Raw genomic sequence first — 19,266 nt, forward strand, 5'->3', positions numbered from 1 at the left:
AGTGCCGGGCGGGCAGGTGCCCGTCGGCAACCTTCGTCGAACCGCTGTGCTGTGGACGGGAGTTGCGCGTTCGGTGCGGAGAGCAGCCGTCCGAAAGTCGCACCGAGAGGCATCGTACCCGCGGGGTGGTACCCGGCCGAAGAGTGCCTGCACGACGGGTTCTTCGAGGTGGGAGCACATGGGGCGCACTCAGCTCGGTGACCGAGGGTGAGCGAAACATTTCGCCGGGCGTCCGGAATCCGGAATGAGGACAGAACGAAGCCCCCGATCACGGGGGAACAACCGGGGGCTTCGCGTCTGTCGGCGACTCCGAAGAGCCGCACATTGGAAACGTAAGACCTGTACGGCCCCTCGGTCAAGCCGAGTTGAAGCACTTGGGGCAGTTCTCGGACACGCCTCTTCACAGGTTCAGCACACAGGAGACGGCCCGTCACGGTGCGTGACAACCTGGTCCGGTCCAGCGGTCCCACCAGGTCCCTGAAGTACCTCAAATCCCTCCGAAAACCCCCGCACCAAGAGATCGGCAAAGGGCCGGGAAGGGTCCTCGGCGAAGTGGCGGCGCTCGGCGACGACCCAGCCTGCCCAGAAGTCCCTCTGCTCCGAACCGTCCCTCTGCCGGCCTCGCGCCCAGGCGTCCTCGGAAGCAAACTCCATCCACAGCAGGCACGCCAGAAACGGCCGCAACGCGCGGCGTCCCGCGCCCACACCCTCGACGAGCACCACGGGCGCGGGGGGCAGGGCGCGGACCGGCCCGAAGCGGCGCGCCTGCCAGTCGTACGCCCGGTACTGCGCCTGATCCCCGCGGCTCAGCGGCTCGACGACGTCCCGGAGCAGCCGGCCCGTCCACGCGAACAGCTCCTCGTGCGTGGCGATGTCGTCCAGGTGCAGTACGGGTGCACCGCCCAGCGCCTCGGCCAGCTGTCCCGCGAACGTCGTCTTTCCTGAGCCCGCGTGCCCGTCGACGCCGACAAGGCGGACGGGGCCGCAGGAGGGCGGCAGCCTACGGAGGCGGGAGGCAAGGAGATCTGGCGAGGTGTGCACATTGCCAGGGTATTTCCCGAACGCTGTGCCATTGGTTGTGACCAATATTGATCGGTGCCACGACCCTTGAAGTGCTGGCAGCAGACAGCACGGCCATCCATAGTGGGCCGCACACCCGCACTTTTGACTCGCCCGTTCCGGAAATCTGGGGGTCACCCGCACATGACCAGAGCCGAACAGCCTTCCCGCAGAAGCCTCTTGGCCGTGGCGGTGGCCGCGGCAGCGGTGGGGGCCGCGAGCCCGGCAGCCGCCGCCGGCTCCTCCGCCCGCACCGCGCACGCCCCGTCGAAAGCGCCGTCCGGCCAGGTCGACAACCGCGCCTGGACCTCGTACACCGACTGGCGCGGCGGCACCGCGAAGGGCACCCGAGCCGTCTCCGGGAAACGCCCGGGCCTGGTGATCGCGACTCCCGCGGGGCGCACCGACTACGCGGACCCGCACACCGGCAAGACGACCGCTTGGGAGTACGCGCGCTGGACCTCGCCCGTCCACCGCCTCGACGTGCCCTCGACCGAGGTCATCGCCTCCTGGAACGCGCACACTCCGGCGGGGACCTGGCTCCAGGTGGAGCTGACGGGCACGTACTCCGACGGCACGGACACCCCCTGGTACGTGATGGGCCGCTGGGCGTCCGGCGACCAGGACATCAGGCGCACCTCGGTGGATGACCAGAGCGACGGCAAGAGCAGCGTCTGGACGGACACCTTCGCCATCGACGACGCGGCCTCAGGTCTGCGCCTCGTCTCGTACCGGCTGCGGCTGACCCTGTACCGCAAGCCCGGCGCGAAGATCACGCCCACTGTGTGGCGGCTGGGCGCGATGGGCTCCGGCATCCCGGACCGCTTCACGGTCCCGGCCTCGAAGCCCGGCCTCGCCAAGGAGCTGACGGTCCCGCGGTACTCGCAGGAGACCCACATCGGCCAGTACCCGGAGTACGACAACGGCGGCGAGGCCTGGTGCAGCCCCACCTCCTCACAGATGATCATCGAGTACTGGGGCCGGAAGCCCACGGCCGAGGACCTGGCCTGGGTCAATCCCGACTTCGCGGATCCGCAGGTGTGCCATGCCGCCCGGTTCACCTACGACTACCAGTACGAGGGCTGCGGCAACTGGCCCTTCAACGCCGCGTACGCCGCCACGTACAAGGACCTCCAGGGCGTGGTGACGCGGCTCGGTTCGCTCACCGATCTGGAGACGCTCATCGCGGCGGGCATCCCGGCCATAACGTCCCAGTCGTTTCTCGAGTCCGAGCTGCCCGGGGCGGGGTACGGCACCGCGGGCCATCTGATGACCGTCATCGGATTCACGGCCGACGGTGACGTGATCGCCAACGACCCGAACTCACCGAGCAACGAGGCCGTGCGGCGGGTCTACCAGCGGCGCGCCTGGGAGAACATCTGGCTGCGTACCAAGAGGTACAACGCTTCCGGGAACGTAACCTCCGGCACGGGCGGGGTCTGTTACCTCTACTTCCCGGCGCATCCCACGGCGCGCCAGCGGAAGGCCCTGGCTGCGGTCGGTGTCCACTGACCTGAGGGCCGGATGACCTGGGCATTCGGGACGTGAGCAAGGTCTCCCTCGCAAAAGCCGATCCGGGTGGCAAGGTGGACAGCCCCCGGGGCCCCGGAACGCGGGGGAGCCCACCGACCGAAGCCAATGCGAGCGAGCTGCCATGACCGCGACCTCTGTCACCGCCGGACGCCTTCGGGCCGGACGCCTTCAGACCCGTACCGGCGGCCCCGAGGACGACGGCCCGAAGATCCTTGAGCACCTTGCCGGGTGGACCCTCGTGGTGGTGCTCGCGATGCTCGTCACACAGCTCGGAATGATCTGACGGCTGGCCTGCGGGACTACGACAGCAGTCGAATGGAGTCGAACGGGCCGTTTCCGGGGATCTGACATACTGCCAGCGAAAGTTTCGGAGGCAGTTGAAGACCAGGGCTGGAATTGAACCATAGTCAACGGCACGTCGGCCGCCCACAGGCACGCGGCACCGATCGCTCCTTGGCGCGTCGTGCCGAACTCATCGCCATCGGGCGGAAGTTATTCGCCGACACGTCCTACGACACCCTGTCGATGGACGACATCGCCAAGCAGGCACACGTCGCCAAGGGCTTGATCTACTACTACTTCAAGTCCAAGCGCGGCTACTACCTGGCCATCATCGAGGACTCGGTCGCCGACCTGATCTCCCGTGCGGCCGGCGGCCTCGAACTGCCGCCCGAGGAACGGGTGCACCGCACGATCGACAGTTATCTGTGCTACGCCGAGCAGCACCAGGCCGCGTACCGCGCGATCATCACCGGCGGCGTCGGCTTCGACGCCGAGGTCCTCGCCATCCGCGACGGCGTGCGCGAGGCCATCATCGAGACCATCGCCGAGGGGGCGTACGGCCGGCGCAAGGTCACTCCGCTGCCCCGCATGGCGCTGCTCGGCTGGCTGTGCAGCGTCGAGGGCGCCACCCTCGACTGGATCGACCACCAGGCGCTCCCGCGCGACGTGATGCGCGCACTGCTGGTGAAGATGCTCGGCGGTGCCCTGCGGGCGATCGAGGACCTCGACCCCTCGTACCCGGCGCCCCAGGCCGCCCGCCGGGCATGAGCGAAGAGCGGGGGTCCGCCGACCCCCGCCCCAAGTGACGTACGGAAACAAGTTAGTTGATCGCCTTGATCAGCTCGCCGTTCGAGGTGTCACCGCTCAGTTCCCAGAAGAAGGTGCCTCCCAGGCCCTGCTGGTTCTTGTAGGCCATCTTCCCGGCGATGGTCGACGGGGTGTCGTAACTCCACCAGTCGCTGCCGCACTTGGCATACGCCGTGCCGCCGACCGTGCCCGTCGCCGGGCACTTCGACTTGAGCACCTTGTAGTCGTCGATGCCCTGCTCGTACGTCCCCGCCGCCGGACCGGTGGCGGAGCCGCCGGGCGCCGCCTGGGTGACACCGGTCCAGCCGCGCCCGTAGAAGCCGATGCCGAGCAGCAGCTTCGAGGCCGGGATGCCGAGACCCTTGAGCTTGTTGATGGTCGCGGAGGTGTGGAACTGCGCCTTCGGAATCCCGGAGTACGAGGTCAGCGGCGAGTGCGGAGCCGTCGGACCGGTCGCGTCCCAGGCGCCGAAGAAGTCGTACGTCATCGGGTTGTACCAGTCGACGTACTGCGCGGCGCCCGCGTAGTCCGCCGCGTCGATCTTGCCTCCGCTGGTGGCGTCGGCCGGGATCGCCGCCGTGACCAGCGAGGAGCCGCCGAACTTCGCACGCACCGCCGACATCAGCTTCCCGTACGCCTCCCGGCCGCTGGTGTCGCAGGTCAGACCGCAGGCGTTCGGGTACTCCCAGTCGATGTCGATCCCGTCGAAGACGTCCGCCCACTTGGAGTTCTCGACCAGGTCGTAGCAGGACTGGGCGAAGGCGGCCGGGTTCCTGGCGGCCTCGGTGAAGCCGCCGGACCAGGTCCAACCCCCGAAGGACCAGAGGACCTTGAGGTTCGGGTGCTTCTTCTTGAGCTCTCGCAGCTGGTTGAAGGTGCCGCGCAAGGGCTGGTCCCAGGTGTCGGCGACGCCGTCGACGGACTCGGCGGCGGTGTACGTCCGTTCCGTTGCCGCATAGGAGTCGCCCATGGCGCACTTGCCGCCCGTGACGTTGCCGAAGGCGTAGTTGATGTGGGTGAGCCTGGCCGCCGACCCGGACGTCTCGATGTTCTTGACGAGGTACTGGCGCTGGTAGGTGCCCCACTCGGTGAAGTAGCCGACGACCTTCGAGCCGGCGGCGGCTCTCGTTGCCGAGTTCTTTGCCGAGTCTGACGCCTTGGCCTCTTGCGATGCCGTTGCGGGGCCCGCGCCGGCGAGCAGTCCGGCACCGAGGACGGCGCAGCACACGGCGGAGATGAGTGTCCGGAAGCGGGCGTGGGGACGTTGCGGTCTGAGCATCGGATCTCCTCGTGGGGGAGGGGAGCGTGGGATGTGGTGCTGGACCTGCCGGGTGGCGCTCGGGCAGGGCGGTACCGCTTGGCATGAACGCGTTCGACGCTGGGGGAACAGTAGGAGGACTAGACCAGTGCGTCAATGGTTCGGACCAATCCGGATGTGTTCTAATTAACGACCGTTAACCGGTGACGCGCAGACGCGGATCGGGCATACTCACAGCGCGCAGCCGCTGGTCAGCTCTTTCCGCGACCCGGAGGGACGGCATCGGCTGGGCACTGTGAGACCCGGTGGACCCACCGCAACCAAGGTCGGCGTCCGCCGAAGTGCCCGACAGGGAGGAGAGCGTCGCCATGCCCGACCGCGCCCCGCAGCCGGTGGACCGGCAACTGCCCACGGACGAGGCCCGGGATCTGATCTCGCTCGTCCGCGACATCGCACAGGGCGAGATCGCCCCGAAGGCGGCCGAGGAGGAGGATGCCGGGCACTTCCCGCGCGACGTCTTCACACTGCTCTCCGAGTCGGGGCTGCTCGGCCTTCCGTACGACTCCGAGTACGGCGGCGGGGACCAGCCGTACGAGGTCTACCTCCAGGTCCTCGAAGAGCTCGCCGCGGCCCGGATGACCGTCGGCCTCGGCGTCAGCGTGCACTCGCTGTCCTGCCACGCCCTCGCCCATTACGGCGCCAAGGAGCAGCAGGTCGAGCATCTGCCGGCCATGCTCGGCGGCGGCCTCCTCGGGGCGTACTGCCTCTCCGAGCCGTCGTCGGGATCCGATGCCGCCAGCATGCGTACGAAGGCCGTACGGGACGGGGAGGACTGGGTTCTCACCGGCACCAAGGCCTGGATCACTCATGGTGGGATCGCCGACTTCTACACCGTGTTCGCGCGCAGCGGAGGCGAGGGGACGCGTGGCATCACGGCGTTCCTGGTTCCCGGTGACGCCGAGGGGCTGAGTGCGGCGGCTCCCGAGAAGAAGATGGGCATGAAGGGCTCGCCCACCGCCCAGGTGCACTTCGACGGGGTGCGGATCTCCGACGACCGGCGCCTGGGCGACGAGGGCCAGGGCTTCGCGATCGCCCTGTCCGCGCTCGACTCCGGGCGGCTCGGCATCGCGGCCTGTGCGATCGGTGTGGCCCAGGCGGCGCTGGACGAAGCGGTCGCGTACGCCACCGGGCGTGAGCAGTTCGGGCGGCGGATCGCGGACTTCCAGGGCCTGCGCTTCATGCTCGCGGACATGGCGACACAGATCGAGGCGGGCAGGGCGCTCTATCTCGCGGCCGCCCGGCTGCGCGACGCGGGGCGGCCGTTCTCCAAGCAGGCGGCCATGGCGAAGCTGCTGTGCACGGACGCCGCGATGAAGGTCACCACGGACGCCGTCCAGGTGCTCGGCGGGTACGGCTACACGGCTGACTTCCCCGTCGAGCGCTACATGCGCGAGGCCAAGGTGCTGCAGATCGTCGAGGGCACCAATCAGATCCAGCGGATGGTCATCGCCCGTCACCTCGCTGGTCCCGAGTCGCGGTGAACAACCGCCCGTAGCCATATCCGTACATGGCCGAGGGCGCGACGAGCCGGACCCACTCGGGGTCGTGACGCCCCGGCAGGGTCCGGCCCCGGTTGGCCCAAGTGCGCATCAGGGCGCGGTAGATGGGCGGATCCTGGGGCTGCCGCACCACTTGGGGTTCCTGTGCCTGCGGTGTCTTTGCCTCTGGCGTCTTGGTCTGGGGCGTCTTGGCCTGCGGCTTTTCAGGCTGCTGCTGTGTGCTCTGGGGTGCCGATTCCGCGGGTGCCGGAACGATAATCCTTCGGCGACGGCTCGTCTCTGCATAGGTGGAGGTCATACCGGGGCCAACGCGTTGAGGCCGGACAAGTCACCGACCGGGGATTCGCCCGTGAGTTCACGACGGAGCCCGTACGGGGGTTTTGAACCCGGCCCTCATGGCGTCAGGTCTACCGAAGTCCTGCACTACCGCGCCCCGTAAGGGGCGCGGGGAACTGCGCGACCAGCCACAACGAAGCCGCAGCTTCGAAATCGCCCAACCCGGCGGAGCGCCTACGCGGCCTGGCGGCGGCGCATCACCGGCACCCGGATGGGCCGCGAGCCGGGACCGCCGACGTGCGAGAAGGGCTGGGTGCGCCAGTCGAGTCCCTGAGGCAGCGTCAACAGCAGGGCGGTGTCCTGCTCCTGAGCCTCCATCGACTCGTCGGCGGGCCGGGCCTCGGCCGCCGCGCGGCCCGTACCGGCGCAGACCGTGAGCCCGAACGGGTTCCACGGGGTGGCGCACAGCGCGTGCTCCGGCAGGACCTCCTCGTCCGCGAGGAGCGCGATGGGCTGCGCGCAGTCCGGGCAGATCACCCGGTACATCTCGAAGGTGTCGTACGCGTCGAACTCGTCCTCAGCCGGTTCAACACCCTCCGGCGCGGGCTCGACGACCGGCTGCTGCCGCTTGGGTGCGGTACGACCGGGGCGCTTCAAACTCTGCATAGATTTTCTCCCCCTCGGGTGGGCCGACAAGGCGCTGCGGCCTCGACCACAGCAAGCACTTCCCGTCCGCTCTCGGCGGTAATCACGAGAACATCACGGAACCTGTGACCACACTGTGGCGTTCGTCACATGCCGCCCGCAGGTGCCGGACGCGGTGCATTTGTCCCCGCACGGCTTGCCGGGTCGCCCCTATCAGATCACAAACCGGGTATGACCTGCGCCGCTGAGGTACCGGTGAGGATCAAGGGCCCTGTAGGTTCCTGCCATGGAGGAGCTCGACCGACAGATCGTGCAGCTGCTCGTCGAGGACGGGCGGATGAGCTACACCGACCTGGGCAAGGCCACCGGTCTGTCCACGTCGGCCGTGCACCAGCGGGTGCGCCGCCTCGAGCAGCGCGGCGTGATCCGCGGCTATGCGGCGGTCGTCGACCCGGAGGCCGTGGGGCTGCCGCTGACGGCCTTCATCTCGGTGAAACCGTTCGACCCCAGCGCCCCGGACGACATCGCGGAACGCCTGGCCGGCGTGCCCGAGATCGAGGCCTGCCACAGCGTCGCGGGCGACGAGAACTACATCCTCAAGGTCCGGGTCTCGACCCCCCACGAGCTGGAGGAATTGCTCGCGCGCCTCCGCTCGCTCGCCGGCGTGTCGACGCGTACGACGGTCGTCCTGTCCACGCCGTACGAGGCCCGGCCGCCCAAGATCTGAGCCCCGCACGAGGGGTGCGGGCGTCGAGGGGCGAAACTGTTCTCCATGAGTGAGAGCACCGCCACCCCCCGTACCGTGCTGCTGCGCGGCGGGGAAGTCCACAGCCCCGCCGACCCGTTCGCCACCGCGATGGTCGTGGAACGCGGGCAGGTCGCCTGGGTCGGCTCCGAGGGCGCGGCCGACGCGTTCGCGGACGGGGTCGACGAGGTGGTGGACCTCGACGGCGCCCTGGTCACCCCGGCGTTCACCGACGCCCATGTGCACAGCACGGCCACCGGGCTCGCTCTCACCGGACTCGATCTGTCCGACGCGCCCTCCCTGGCGGCGGCCCTCGATCGCGTACGGGACTTCGCGGCGGCCCGCCCCGGCGACCGGGTCCTCCTCGGCCACGGCTGGGACGCCGCCCGCTGGCCCGAGCGGCGCCCGCCCCGGCGGGACGAACTCGACGAGGCCGCCGGCGGTCGGGCTCTCTACCTCAGCCGTATCGACGTGCACTCCGCCGTCGTGACCACGGCCCTGCTGGATCTGACGCCAGGGGCGTGGGAGAAGGCGGGCTTCGAGGCCGGGCAACCGCTCACCCGGGACGCTCACCACGCCGTCCGCGCCGCGGCTCTGGGGGCCGTCACCCCGGCCCAGCGCACCGAGGCCCAGCGTGCCGCGCTCGCGCACGCGGCCTCGCTCGGCATCGGCTCCGTCCACGAGTGCGCGGGACCGGAGATCTCCTCCGAGGACGACTTCACCGGGCTGCTGCGGCTTGCCGCGGAGGAGACCGGGCCGAGGGTCGTCGGTTACTGGGCCGAGCAGCACGTCACGAAGGCCCGCTCGCTGGGCGCGATCGGAGCCGCGGGCGACCTCTTCGTGGACGGCGCGCTCGGCTCGCACACGGCCTGCCTGCACCTGCCGTACGCGGACGCCGGCCACACCGGTACCTCCTACCTGGAGACCGCCGATGTCGCCGCCCATGTGGTGGCCTGTACGGAGGCGGGGCTCCAGGCCGGCTTCCACGCCATCGGGGACGCCGCTGTGACCGCCGTGGTCGAGGGAGCGCGCGCCGCCGCCGAGAAGGTCGGCCTGGCCCGTGTCCGGGCGGCCCGGCACCGCGTCGAGCACGCCGAGATGCTCACTCCGGAGACCATCGCGGGTTTCGCCGAACTCGGCCTCACCGCCTCCGTCCAGCCCGCCTTCGACGCGCTGTGGGGCGGCGAGGACGGCATGTACGCCGAGCGCCTGGGCGCCGAACGGGCCCGTACGCTCAATCCGTTCGCGGCCCTGCTGCGTATCGGCGTACCGCTCGCCTTCGGCTCCGACAGTCCCGTCACCCCGCTCGACCCGTGGGGCACCGTTCGTGCCGCTGCCTTCCATCGCACACCGGAACACCGGATCTCCGTACGCGCCGCCTTCACGGCCCATACACGGGGCGGCTGGCGGGCGATCGGCCGGGACGAGGCGGGCGTCCTGGTGCCGGGCGCACCCGCCGACTACGCCGTGTGGCAGGCCGATGAACTGGTCGTCCAGGCCCCGGACGACCGAGTCGCCCGCTGGTCGACCGACCCCCGCTCCGGCACCCCAGGGCTGCCCGACCTGACGCCCGGGACACCCCTTCCGGTGTGTCTGCGGACCGTCGTGGGCGGGCGTACCGTGTTTGTACGGCCGGAGGGGTGATGTGCCGGGGCGGCCCGGCACCGGTCCTCACCAGGCACTCTGTCCTGCCACCTGCGTATCCTCCGCGCTGACCAGGCGGTTGAGCGAAAGTCCGCAGCTCGAACGGCTGTTGACAGCAAGCGGCGGGTGGCCGGTAGGTTCGGCCGGGTCCACCACCGGACGTCCGACCGCGGAGGTTCCGAGCAGCCCTCGAAGCGCCGCTGTGTCAGGGGTGGTGTGCCGCACCGGCGCACGACCACTGGGAGCCAGGCCCAGCGCTCGCGCCACGGGGGCGGGGGAAGGTTCCGCCGGTCGGCAGGTGTGACCCGGGTGGGGCCCGGCGCTCAGTAGACAACGGCTCTAGGTCGACCCGCAGCCAGCGGGTCCCAGGTCGGCCCGAAGGGTGCCGGGTCCCGATCCGCAGTACCTTTCGCTTCTCAGGTCTCCCGGGCCGCCACCCCCACCTCCACCGGAGGGAGCGCTCGCTAGGGTGGTGCCCCTCGCACGGATGTCTTAAGGGGTAGCTGTGAACGACGGCGGTGGGCGACAGTTCGGTCCGCTCGGCACCACCTTGGTGATCATCCCCACCTACAACGAGGTGGAGAACATCAGGGCGATCGTCCGCCGGGTGCGGGCCGCTGTGCCCGCGGCGCACGTGCTGGTGGCCGACGACAACAGTCCCGACGGCACCGGCAAGCACGCCGACGAGCTGTCCGTCGAGGACGACCACGTCCATGTGCTGCACCGCAAGGGCAAGGAGGGCCTCGGCGCCGCCTACCTCGCGGGCTTCCGCTGGGGCCTCGAACACGGTTACGGGGTACTGGTCGAGATGGACGCCGACGGTTCGCACCAGCCCGAGGAACTGCCCCGGCTGCTCACCGCGCTGAAGGGCGCAGACCTGGTCCTCGGCTCCCGGTGGGTGCCGGGCGGGCGGGTCGTGAACTGGCCCAGGTCCCGGGAGTACATCTCGCGCGGCGGCAGCCTGTACTCGCGCGTCCTGCTCGACGTACCGCTCCGCGATGTCACCGGCGGCTACCGCGCGTTCCGCCGGGAGACCCTCGAAGGACTCGGTCTCGACGACGTCGCCTCGCAGGGCTACTGCTTCCAGGTCGACCTGGCACGCCGTGCCGTCAAGGCCGGCTACCACGTCGTCGAGGTTCCCATCACCTTCGTCGAGCGTGAACTCGGCGACTCGAAGATGAGCCGCGACATTCTCGTGGAGGCACTGTGGCGGGTCACGACATGGGGTGTGGGGGAGCGGGCAGGGCGGATCCTGGGACGTAAGTCGCCCTGATCCTCGGGGCCTCAGGCGGAGTTGATCGCCCCCTTATCCCGTACTGAGCACGGGCCAGGCACACTGGACGCATGACGACTGGCGCTCCGACTCCGACCTTCCCCGCGCGACCGCGGCGTTCTCGGCTGCGTACGTATCTGCCGCTCGGCATCGCCGCATGGCTGGTCCTGGAGATCTGGCTGCTGACCGTGGTGGCGGGCGCGGCCGGCGGCTTGGCCGTTTTTCTGCTGCTCGTGGCCGGCTTCGTGCTGGGTTCCGTGGTCATCAAGCGAGCCGGACGCCGGGCCTTCCGGGCTCTGAGCGAGGCCCTTCAACAGCAGCAGAGCGGGGTGCTGCCGCAGGGCGAGCGGGTCAGCGAGGGCAACGGTCTGATGATGCTGGGCGGCCTGCTCCTGATGCTGCCGGGCCTGATATCCGACGCGTTCGGCCTGGTCCTGCTGATCCCACCGGTCCAGAAGTCCCTGAGCCGCTACGCAGAGCGCACCTTCGAACGCAAGATGCGCGAAGCCACCCCCGGCACCCTGGGCGACGCCTTCCAACAGGCCCGCATGCACCGCCCCGACGGCAAGGTCGTACCGGGCGAGGTCATCCACGATGACCAGACCAGGGGATCCGAGGGAGAGCCGGGCCCGCGCCCGCCACTGACTGGCTGAACTTTGCAGCGCGGGCCGACACCAATCAGCCCGCCGTGGAGGTCCCCCGCTCGAGCGAAGCCGAGAGTGGGGGAGATTGAGGTCGAGCCCGCCAGGGCGATGGGGGCCTCGGCGCAGCCCCAGGACAGCAACCACCACTCAGGGGCACCGTCAACGCACAACAGAACCGCGGGTGCCGTGCACCAAAGCACGGCACCCGCGGTTCTGGGTGCGCTCTCTATGCCGCCCAACCCCCAAAGGGGCTACGCGGACTTGCGGCTGTCCCGCGGATGTACCGCGATGTTCATGGCGCCGGATCGGAGAACGGCCAAGCGCTCCTCGAGGACCTCTTCGAGTTCCTCGCGTGTGCGCCGCTCCATCAGCATGTCCCAATGCGTGCGCGCGGGCTTGGCCTTCTTCTCTTCGGGGCCATCGCCATCCACCAGGAGTGCCTGGGCCCCGCAGACCTTGCACTCCCACTCCGGCGGGATCTCCGCCTCCACCGAGAAGGGCATCTCAAAGCGATGACCCTTCTCGCATGCGTACTCCACGGCCTGGCGCGGGGCCAGGTCGATGCCGCGGTCCGTCTCGTAGCTGGTCACCACGAGGCGCGTGCCGCGAAGAGCTCGCTCACTCATGAATCGTGCCTCCCGGGCTTGTCGCCCACAGGACAGGTGTCGCTGTCGTCGTCATCCGGTCAACGTCCGGTCGGCGGTAAAGATTCCCGTTGCGGGTCATGCGTCGCCGTCGTAGCCGCCCCTTGTTGTACCCACCAACGCCCGGTTTGTCACATCTGAGAGCAGATGTCACCCACCGTTTCGGCATCTTTGACGCGCAGTAACGGTACGCCTGGCAGGCCAAACGCGTACACTACCGGCCTTTGGCCCCCGGTGCTAAATCGGCGCCAGGGGCAGACTCTAGATCCGGTCCGGAACCGGGTTGCCCGCATCCCGCACCGCTTCCCGCACCGAAACCCGTGCGAGCAGCAGAAATCCGATGACGAAGAAGGCCACGAGCGAGATGATCGCGTCCCGATAGCTTCCGGTCAGCTGGTATGTGAGACCGAACACAAGCGGTCCCAGCCAGCTCATCCCGCGGTCGCTCATCTCGTACGCCGAGAAGTACTCGGCCTCCTTGCCCGGCGGCACCAGATGCGAGAACAGCGAGCGGGACAGTGCCTGGCTCCCGCCGAGTACGAGGCCGATCCCGGCGGCGAGCACGAAGAACCACGCGGACGAGCCCGCGGGCAGGAAGTAACCCGCCCCGATCGTCACGGTCCACGCCACGAGCGAGCCGAGAATCGTGCGCTTCGCGCCGTACGTGCGCGCGAGGCGGCCCATGCCGAGGGCGCCGGCCACGGCCAGCAGCTGGACGAGCAGCACCGCGACGATGAGGGTCGACTGGCCGAGTCCCAGCTCTTTGGAGCCGTACACGGATGCCTGTGAGATGACCGTCTGGATGCCGTCGTTGTAGACGAGATAGGCCAGCAGAAAGGCGAGTGTCCGGGGCTTGCGCCGCATCTCCCGCACAGTGGCGGCCAGTTGACGCCAGCCGTGCGCGGACGTCCCCTCCGGAGTCGTCGCAGGGCGGTCGCGCAGCCGCTTGAGGGGTACGAGCGTGAAGGCGCCCCACCAGATGCCCGCGGAGGCAAGACAGATGCGTACCGCCGTCGCTTCCGAGAGTCCGAAGCTGTCGTGAGCGGTGAACAGCACCAGGTTCGCCACCAGGACCAGCGCGCCCGCGGCGTAACCGAAGGCCCAGCCCCTGGATGAGACGGCGTCGCGCTCTTCGGGCGGGGCGATCTGCGGCAGATAGGAGTTGTAGAGCACCATCGAGACGGCCACCGAGGCATTGGCCACGATCAGCAGGAAGCCGCCCAGCAGATAGCGGTCGCCGTCCAGGAAGAACATGCCGGTGGTGGCCGCGGCGCCCACATAGGCGGCGGTCGCGAGCAGCGGCTTCTTGCGCCCGGTACGGTCGGCCGCCGCGCCCGCCAGCGGCATCACGAAGATCGACAGGATCACGGACGCGGACACGGAGTACGCGAAGAAGGAACCCGCGCGGACCGGAATCCCCAGGGGGTGCACAAAGCCGTCCGCGTCCGCCGCCGACTCGGCGACCGACGTCAGGTAGGGACCGAGGAACACCGTCAGGACACTCGTCGAATAGACGGAGCAGGCCCAGTCGTAGAAATACCAGCCGTGTTGTTCGCGGCGCCGCCCGGCCGAGTCGTCGGCCGTCTCCGTCCGCACGGTGTCGGTGCCCACCCGTGCCCTCGCTTCCCCGTCACAGTCCCCGTACGCGGACGCGGCGGGGTGCGCCGGGCCCGTCAGACCCAGGTGCCGCGGTCCTTGAGGACCCCGCGCAGCGTCTCGATGTGATCGGTCATGATGCCATCGACGCCGAGGTCCAGGAGACGGTGCATCCGCTCGGGTTCGTTGACGGTCCACACGTGGACATGCAGCCCGCGCGCGTGTGCGGCACTGAGGAAGCGGTCGTCGACCACCTGGACCCCCGACTGGGACTCGGGCACCTGCGCGCAGACCGCCGAGCGGCGCAGCGCCGCGGGGATGCCCCACGACCGCAGGCGCAGCCCCAGGACACCCCGGGTGCCGTACGAGGTCGCCAGTCGCGGCCCGGCCAGGCGCTGGGCGCGGGACACGCGCGCCTCGGAGAAGGAGCCGACGCAGACGCGGTCCCAGGCGTTGGTGCGGGCGATCAGGTCGAGCAGCGGGTGCAGGGCGGGCTCGGCCTTGATGTCGACGTTCCAGCGGACGTCGGGGAACGTCTCCAGAAGCTCCTCGAAGAGGGGTACCGGTTCGGCGCCGGCCACGCGCGCGTGCCGTACTTGATCCCAGGGGAGGTCCGCTATCCGGCCCGCTCCGTCGGTCACCCGGTCCAGCGTCGCGTCGTGGAAGGCGACGAGCCGGCCGTCGGCAGTGGCGTGTACATCGGTCTCGATGTACCGGTAGCCCGCCTCGACCGCGCGCCGGAACTGGGCCACGGTGTTCTCCAGTCCGTCCGCCGCCCCGCCCCGGTGGGCGAAGGCGATCGGGCCGGGATGGTCGAGGTAGGGATGACGTATCCGCGTGGTCACCTGTGCAGTATCACCCCCTTTGGTTGACCCGCGGCAACGGCGGTGCTGCCGCCTGCCGAGGGGACGGCGAACAACCGCAGGAACAGCGGGGAGATGGTGACAGTGGCCTGATCCATGACACCCTGTGGCTTGGCAGTACATGCCATCCATGGCCAATTCGGGGAAGGTGGACTGAGGATCATGGCGCAGTGGACTTCGGCGGTTGGTGCCGCGCAGCTGGCGCGGTTGCTCAACTCCCAGCAGGAGCGCCCTGCCGGTCCCGGTACGCGGCGCCCGCCCGCCTATCGCGCCCTTGCCGACGGCATCCGGCTGCTCGTGCTCGAAGGGCGCGTCCCCGTTGCCGCACGGCTGCCCGCCGAGCGCGAGCTGGCCCTCTCGTTGTCCGTCAGCCGCACCACCGTGGCCGCCGCCTATGAGGCGCTACGCAGCGAGGGGTTCCTGGAGTCCCGCCGGGGAGCGGGGAGTTGGACCGCCGTACCGGCCGGCAATCCGCTTCCCGCACGGGGCCTGGAACCGCTGCCGCCCGATGCGCTCGGCTCCATGATCGACCTCGGCACCGCTTCCCTGCCCGCGCCCGAGCCCTGGCTCACCCGTGCCGTCCAGGGCGCCCTGGAGGAGCTGCCGCCGTACGCCCACACACACGGCGACTACCCGGCGGGGCTGCCCGCGCTACGCACTACGCTCGCCGAGCGGTACACCGCACGCGGCATTCCCACGATGCCCGAGCAGATCATGGTGACCACCGGTGCCATGGGAGCCATCGACGCCATCTGCCACCTCTTCGCCGGGCGAGGCGAACGCATCGCCGTCGAGTCGCCCAGTTACGCCAACATCCTCCAGCTGATGCGGGAGGCGGGAGCCCGTCTCGTGCCGGTCGCCATGGCCGAGGGGCTCACGGGCTGGGACACGGACCGCTGGCGGCAGGTACTGCGCGACGCGGCGCCCCGGCTCGCGTACGTCGTCGCGGACTTCCACAACCCGACGGGCGCGCTGGCAGACGAGGACCAGCGGCGGCGGCTCGTCGACGCCGCGCGGTCGGCGGGCACCGTGCTGGTCGTGGACGAGACCATGAGCGAGCTGCATCTGGACGAGGGGCTCGAACTGCCGCGCCCCGTCTGCGGTTTCGACCCGGCCGGGTCGACGGTCATCACGGTCGGCTCGGCCAGCAAGGCGTTCTGGGCCGGTATGCGGATCGGCTGGGTGCGGGCGGCGCCCGAGGTGATCCGCAGCCTGGTCGTGGCACGCGCGTACGCCGATCTGGGTACCCCCGTCCTGGAACAGCTGGCCGTGAACTGGCTGCTGAGCACCGGGGGTTGGGAGCAGGCCGTGGACGTGCGCCGCGGCCAGGCCCGCGAGAACCGCGACGCGCTCGTGGCCGCCGTACGCCGTGAGCTGCCCAGCTGGGAGTTCGAGGTGCCGCACGGCGGGCTCACGCTGTGGGTGCGTACCGGAGGGCTGTCGGGATCGCGTGTGGCCGAGGCCGGTGAGCGGGTGGGCGTACGGGTGCCGTCGGGGCCGCGCTTCGGTGTGGACGGGGCCTTCGAGGGCTATGTGCGGCTGCCGTTCACCGTCGGCGGCGCGGTGGCCGATGAGGCCGCGGCGCGCCTGGCCGCGGCGGCCCGGCTGGTGGAGACGGGAGCGAACGGGGCGACGGAGACACCGCGCACCTTCGTGGCGTGACGCTGCGCGTTGGACGTCTCGTCGTGTGACCCCGGGTGTCCAGTCCTCTCGTCGTGTGGCCCCGGGGGTCCGGGCGTCTCGTGGCGTGACGCTGCGCGCGTCCAGCCCTTTCGTGGCGTGGCCCAGTGCGTCCAGGTCTCTCGTGGCGCGGGCCGGTGCGATCGTGCCGATCGGACATCCGGACCTCCGCTGCGGCCGGTCAGCCTTCCGCCGCGACCTTCGCGACCGCGTCGGGGCCCGTTCGGTCTTCCGCTGTGACGTCCGTGACGTCGGCGGGCCCCCCGTCTGCCGGGGCGATGCGCTCCGGCAGAAGGCTCAGGACCGCCTGGCGGTGGGCCTCGCTCGTCGCCTCGTCGTACGGGTCCGGGGTCGCCGGAACCTGGAGACGGTGCACCGGACCCGTGCCCAGCCGGGCGTAACCGCGGCCGGGGGGCATGTCCGCGGTCGCTGTGGTGGGCGGACGCGTCCCGAGCACCGCTTCGAGCTGTGCGGCAGAAGCCGTGCCGAGTGCGACGCGCGCGCGTGTGTGCTGACGTACCGGGTCGCTGAGGCACTCCATGCCGTCGAACTGCTCGGCCACCACCACCGTCACACCGGCCGCGCGTCCGTGCCGCAACGGCACCTGGAGAAGGGACTGCGGGTCCCGGCGCCCGTCTGCCGCCGCCAGCTGCCCGAGCACCGTCGGGCGGTCCAGGAGGAGCCAGAGCGGACGCCGCGTGTCGTCCGGCGGGGGCTGGCCCGCCTGACGGGCCCGGTTCATGGCGATGAGGCGTCGCTCCGTCTCGTGCACCGCCCACTCCAGACCGGCCAGGGCACCCGTCAGATCGCACTCGACGGCCAGTACGCCGGCGCGGCCCGCGAGGCACGCGTACTCGCCCGTGCCGCCACCCTCGACGATCAGCACGTCACTGTGCCGGAGGGTCTGCAGAGCGATCGACCTCAGGAGGGTCGTCGTGCCGCTCCCGGGACCGCCGACCGCGAGCAGATGCGGCTCGGTCGAGCGCACGCCCGTACGCCATACGACCGGCGGAACGTCGCGCCTGTCCGTACCGGAGGTGACGGGGAGCGTGCGCTGGACACCCGCCGGGTCGGTGAAGCCGAGCACGGTCTCGCCCGGAGCCGTGACGAAGTGCTGGGCGGCGATGTCGACGGAGAGCGGCGGCAGGGCCGTGACGGTGAGCTGATTGCCCTCCTCGTCCCACTCGAAGCGGTACTCCCGGCCACGGCCCGACTTGGTGTGCAGCAACTGCTCGATGCGCGCGCGGGAGGCCGCCTCGCCGTCCGTGAAGTACGCCGGGTAGCGGATCGTCAGCTGCGAGACGCGGCCGGTGCCGTCGAAGGCGTAGGAGACGAAGGCTTTGGCCCAGTCCCCGCCGTGGGTGAACAGGGGAGCGGGGTCCTCGGGGGCCGAGAAGTACGGGACGAGCGCCTCGTAGAGCGACTCCAGGCGCTTGGTCTGCGCCTCGTCGGGGCCCGTCGGCCGGGACGCGGTGCGGTCCCGGCCGTGCCAGGCGGCAGCCGCCATGAGGGTGATGGTGGCGAGCAGCGGCCCGAAGGGCAGGAAGGCGACGACCAGCACGATCGAGGCCAGCAGGAACAGCAGCGGCCCGCGCCTGTCCTTGGGGGTGCCGGACCATCTGTGCCGCCCTGCCGCCGCCAGTCGGCGCAGTCCACGGGTGATCGTGATCAGCGGGTGGAGAACGTCGGTGGCATTCTCGGCGGCCGACCGGGCCAGCTCCCGGCCGCGGACGATCCGGTCGTTGCCGCTGTTGGTGATGCGGGGGAGAGGGCGCCGGGCCACTGCTGTCTCCTGACGATGCGCGCGAAGGGGAGGGGCGTCAGAACTTGATTCCGCCGAGGAGGCTGGCCAGGCTCTCGCCGCCCGCCTTGATGCTCGGGGCGACGGCCGTGCTCGCCAGATAGAACCCGAACAGCGCGCACACCAGCATGTGCGAGGCCTTGAGGCCGTCCTTGCGGAAGAAGAGGAAGACGATGATGCCGAGCAGGACGACACCTGAGATGGACAGGATCATGATGGTTCTCCTGGTCGAGTGGGACGTCGATGGGGACAGTCACCATGAGTACTTCCAGGCTCACAGCATGTATCCGTAGGACAAAAGGCGCAACTAGGTGAATTTCCCCTCATTTCGCCCTGATGGTCCTGGCTCACCGGCCACTCGGGCATCAGCGGTCGCCTGCTGCTTCGAGGTGATCTTTGCCTCGGTCGGGCCCGGTCATGTGCCCGCTCAAGCCAGTACGCTGGCGATTCACTCGTACGGCCGCACCGCTCGTGGTCGTACGGACCCGAAGTCCCCTAGTTCGCGCAGCGAGAGGTGGTCCGGCCGATGAGTGAAGCCCCCGACCCCGAGGTCGTGGAGCTGGCGACCAGGATCTTCGATCTGGCGCGCCGGGGGGAGACCGAGGCGCTCGTCGCGTATGTCGACGCGGGCGTGCCGGCCAACCTCACCAACGACCGCGGCGACTCGCTCGTGATGCTCGCCGCCTATCACGGCCACGCGGAAGCGGTGCGCGCCCTCCTGGAACGCGGCGCCGAGGCGGACCGCGTCAACGACCGGGGTCAGACGCCGCTGGCCGGAGCGGTTTTCAAAGGCGAGGACGCAGTGGTCCGGGTCCTCCTGGACGCCGGCGCAGACCCCTCCGCGGGCACGCCGTCCGCCGTGGACACGGCCCGGATGTTCGGCAAGACCGAGTTGCTCGGTCTTTTCGGAGTGAACTGAATCACCGCCCTGACCAGGCGCAACAACGATTTTGGGGG

General features: G+C 70.0%; 18 protein-coding genes. 10 read left to right on the forward strand and 8 right to left on the reverse strand.

Going from position 1 to position 19,266, the window contains the following annotated elements:
- Positions 1-408: 408 nt before the first annotated feature.
- On the reverse strand, positions 409-1,041 hold the full coding sequence (locus ACGFNK_RS32250; protein WP_393421532.1) for a uridine kinase: 633 nt from the start codon (positions 1,039-1,041) through the stop codon (positions 409-411).
- A gap of 162 nt (positions 1,042-1,203) precedes the next feature.
- On the opposite strand from ACGFNK_RS32250, the gene ACGFNK_RS32255 reads away from it, so the two are divergent.
- The 3 genes from ACGFNK_RS32255 (at position 1,204) to ACGFNK_RS32265 (ending at position 3,642) form a co-directional block, all read left to right on the forward strand.
- The gene (locus ACGFNK_RS32255) at positions 1,204-2,571 is read left to right on the forward strand and encodes a peptidase C39 family protein (protein ID WP_393421534.1); all 1,368 of its coding nucleotides are present in this window, start codon (positions 1,204-1,206) and stop codon (positions 2,569-2,571) included.
- Positions 2,572-2,713: 142 nt separating this feature from the next.
- On the forward strand, positions 2,714-2,875 hold the full coding sequence (locus ACGFNK_RS32260) for an SCO1431 family membrane protein (RefSeq protein ID WP_393421536.1): 162 nt from the start codon (positions 2,714-2,716) through the stop codon (positions 2,873-2,875).
- Positions 2,876-2,988: 113 nt separating this feature from the next.
- Entirely contained in the window at positions 2,989-3,642 is a 654-nt protein-coding gene (locus ACGFNK_RS32265; RefSeq protein WP_386355194.1) for a TetR/AcrR family transcriptional regulator, read from the forward strand.
- 52 nt (positions 3,643-3,694) lie between these two features.
- Here the strand turns inward: ACGFNK_RS32265 and ACGFNK_RS32270 are convergent, their stop codons facing one another.
- Positions 3,695-4,960, reverse strand: a complete 1,266-nt coding sequence (locus ACGFNK_RS32270; RefSeq protein ID WP_393421538.1) for a glycoside hydrolase family 18 protein — start codon at positions 4,958-4,960, stop codon at positions 3,695-3,697.
- Positions 4,961-5,307: 347 nt separating this feature from the next.
- Between ACGFNK_RS32270 and ACGFNK_RS32275 the strand changes: the two genes are divergently transcribed.
- Entirely contained in the window at positions 5,308-6,480 is a 1,173-nt protein-coding gene (locus tag ACGFNK_RS32275) for an acyl-CoA dehydrogenase family protein (RefSeq protein ID WP_386355200.1), read from the forward strand.
- 528 nt (positions 6,481-7,008) lie between these two features.
- Here ACGFNK_RS32275 and ACGFNK_RS32280 read toward each other — a convergent pair.
- Positions 7,009-7,440 (reverse strand): hypothetical protein, encoded by a 432-nt coding sequence (locus ACGFNK_RS32280; RefSeq protein WP_386355203.1) that lies wholly within the window; start codon positions 7,438-7,440, stop codon positions 7,009-7,011.
- Positions 7,441-7,705: 265 nt separating this feature from the next.
- Here ACGFNK_RS32280 and ACGFNK_RS32285 point away from each other — a divergent pair, with 265 nt between their 5' ends.
- The 4 genes from ACGFNK_RS32285 to fxsA all read left to right on the forward strand — a co-directional run bounded on the left by ACGFNK_RS32285 (position 7,706) and on the right by fxsA (position 11,734).
- On the forward strand, positions 7,706-8,146 hold the full coding sequence (locus ACGFNK_RS32285; protein ID WP_030343745.1) for an Lrp/AsnC family transcriptional regulator: 441 nt from the start codon (positions 7,706-7,708) through the stop codon (positions 8,144-8,146).
- A 45-nt stretch (positions 8,147-8,191) separates the two neighbouring features.
- Entirely contained in the window at positions 8,192-9,808 is a 1,617-nt protein-coding gene (locus tag ACGFNK_RS32290; RefSeq protein ID WP_393421541.1) for an amidohydrolase, read from the forward strand.
- Positions 9,809-10,313: 505 nt separating this feature from the next.
- On the forward strand, positions 10,314-11,081 hold the full coding sequence (locus ACGFNK_RS32295) for a polyprenol monophosphomannose synthase (RefSeq protein ID WP_393421543.1): 768 nt from the start codon (positions 10,314-10,316) through the stop codon (positions 11,079-11,081).
- 71 nt (positions 11,082-11,152) lie between these two features.
- Positions 11,153-11,734 carry an FxsA family membrane protein gene (fxsA, locus tag ACGFNK_RS32300; RefSeq protein WP_393421545.1) on the forward strand — a complete coding sequence of 194 codons (582 nt, stop codon included), beginning with the start codon at positions 11,153-11,155 and terminating at the stop codon, positions 11,732-11,734.
- A 242-nt stretch (positions 11,735-11,976) separates the two neighbouring features.
- Here fxsA and ACGFNK_RS32305 read toward each other — a convergent pair whose 3' ends face one another.
- The 3 genes from ACGFNK_RS32305 to ACGFNK_RS32315 all read right to left on the reverse strand — a co-directional run bounded on the left by ACGFNK_RS32305 (position 11,977) and on the right by ACGFNK_RS32315 (position 14,810).
- Complete coding sequence (locus tag ACGFNK_RS32305) at positions 11,977-12,351, reverse strand: RNA polymerase-binding protein RbpA (protein WP_003977404.1); 375 nt, start codon at positions 12,349-12,351, stop codon at positions 11,977-11,979.
- A gap of 279 nt (positions 12,352-12,630) precedes the next feature.
- On the reverse strand, positions 12,631-13,980 hold the full coding sequence (locus ACGFNK_RS32310; RefSeq protein ID WP_393421547.1) for an MFS transporter: 1,350 nt from the start codon (positions 13,978-13,980) through the stop codon (positions 12,631-12,633).
- A gap of 62 nt (positions 13,981-14,042) precedes the next feature.
- Entirely contained in the window at positions 14,043-14,810 is a 768-nt protein-coding gene (locus ACGFNK_RS32315; RefSeq protein WP_393421549.1) for a glycerophosphodiester phosphodiesterase, read from the reverse strand.
- 180 nt (positions 14,811-14,990) lie between these two features.
- Here ACGFNK_RS32315 and ACGFNK_RS32320 point away from each other — a divergent pair, with 180 nt between their 5' ends.
- Positions 14,991-16,490 carry a PLP-dependent aminotransferase family protein gene (locus tag ACGFNK_RS32320; protein ID WP_393421551.1) on the forward strand — a complete coding sequence of 500 codons (1,500 nt, stop codon included), beginning with the start codon at positions 14,991-14,993 and terminating at the stop codon, positions 16,488-16,490.
- A 199-nt stretch (positions 16,491-16,689) separates the two neighbouring features.
- Here ACGFNK_RS32320 and ACGFNK_RS32325 read toward each other — a convergent pair whose 3' ends face one another.
- Together ACGFNK_RS32325 and ACGFNK_RS32330 are read right to left on the reverse strand one after the other, a co-directional pair.
- Positions 16,690-18,291, reverse strand: a complete 1,602-nt coding sequence (locus ACGFNK_RS32325) for a hypothetical protein (RefSeq protein WP_393421553.1) — start codon at positions 18,289-18,291, stop codon at positions 16,690-16,692.
- A 37-nt stretch (positions 18,292-18,328) separates the two neighbouring features.
- Positions 18,329-18,523: a hypothetical protein gene (locus ACGFNK_RS32330; protein WP_344388177.1), complete on the reverse strand. Its 195-nt coding sequence runs from the start codon at positions 18,521-18,523 to the stop codon at positions 18,329-18,331.
- A gap of 312 nt (positions 18,524-18,835) precedes the next feature.
- Between ACGFNK_RS32330 and ACGFNK_RS32335 the strand changes: the two genes are divergently transcribed.
- On the forward strand, positions 18,836-19,228 hold the full coding sequence (locus tag ACGFNK_RS32335; protein ID WP_388676480.1) for an ankyrin repeat domain-containing protein: 393 nt from the start codon (positions 18,836-18,838) through the stop codon (positions 19,226-19,228).
- Positions 19,229-19,266: the final 38 nt, after the last annotated feature.

This window comes from Streptomyces sp. NPDC048825, assembly GCF_043198355.1.
GTDB classification, from domain to species: Bacteria; Actinomycetota; Actinomycetes; order Streptomycetales; family Streptomycetaceae; genus Streptomyces; species Streptomyces xiangluensis.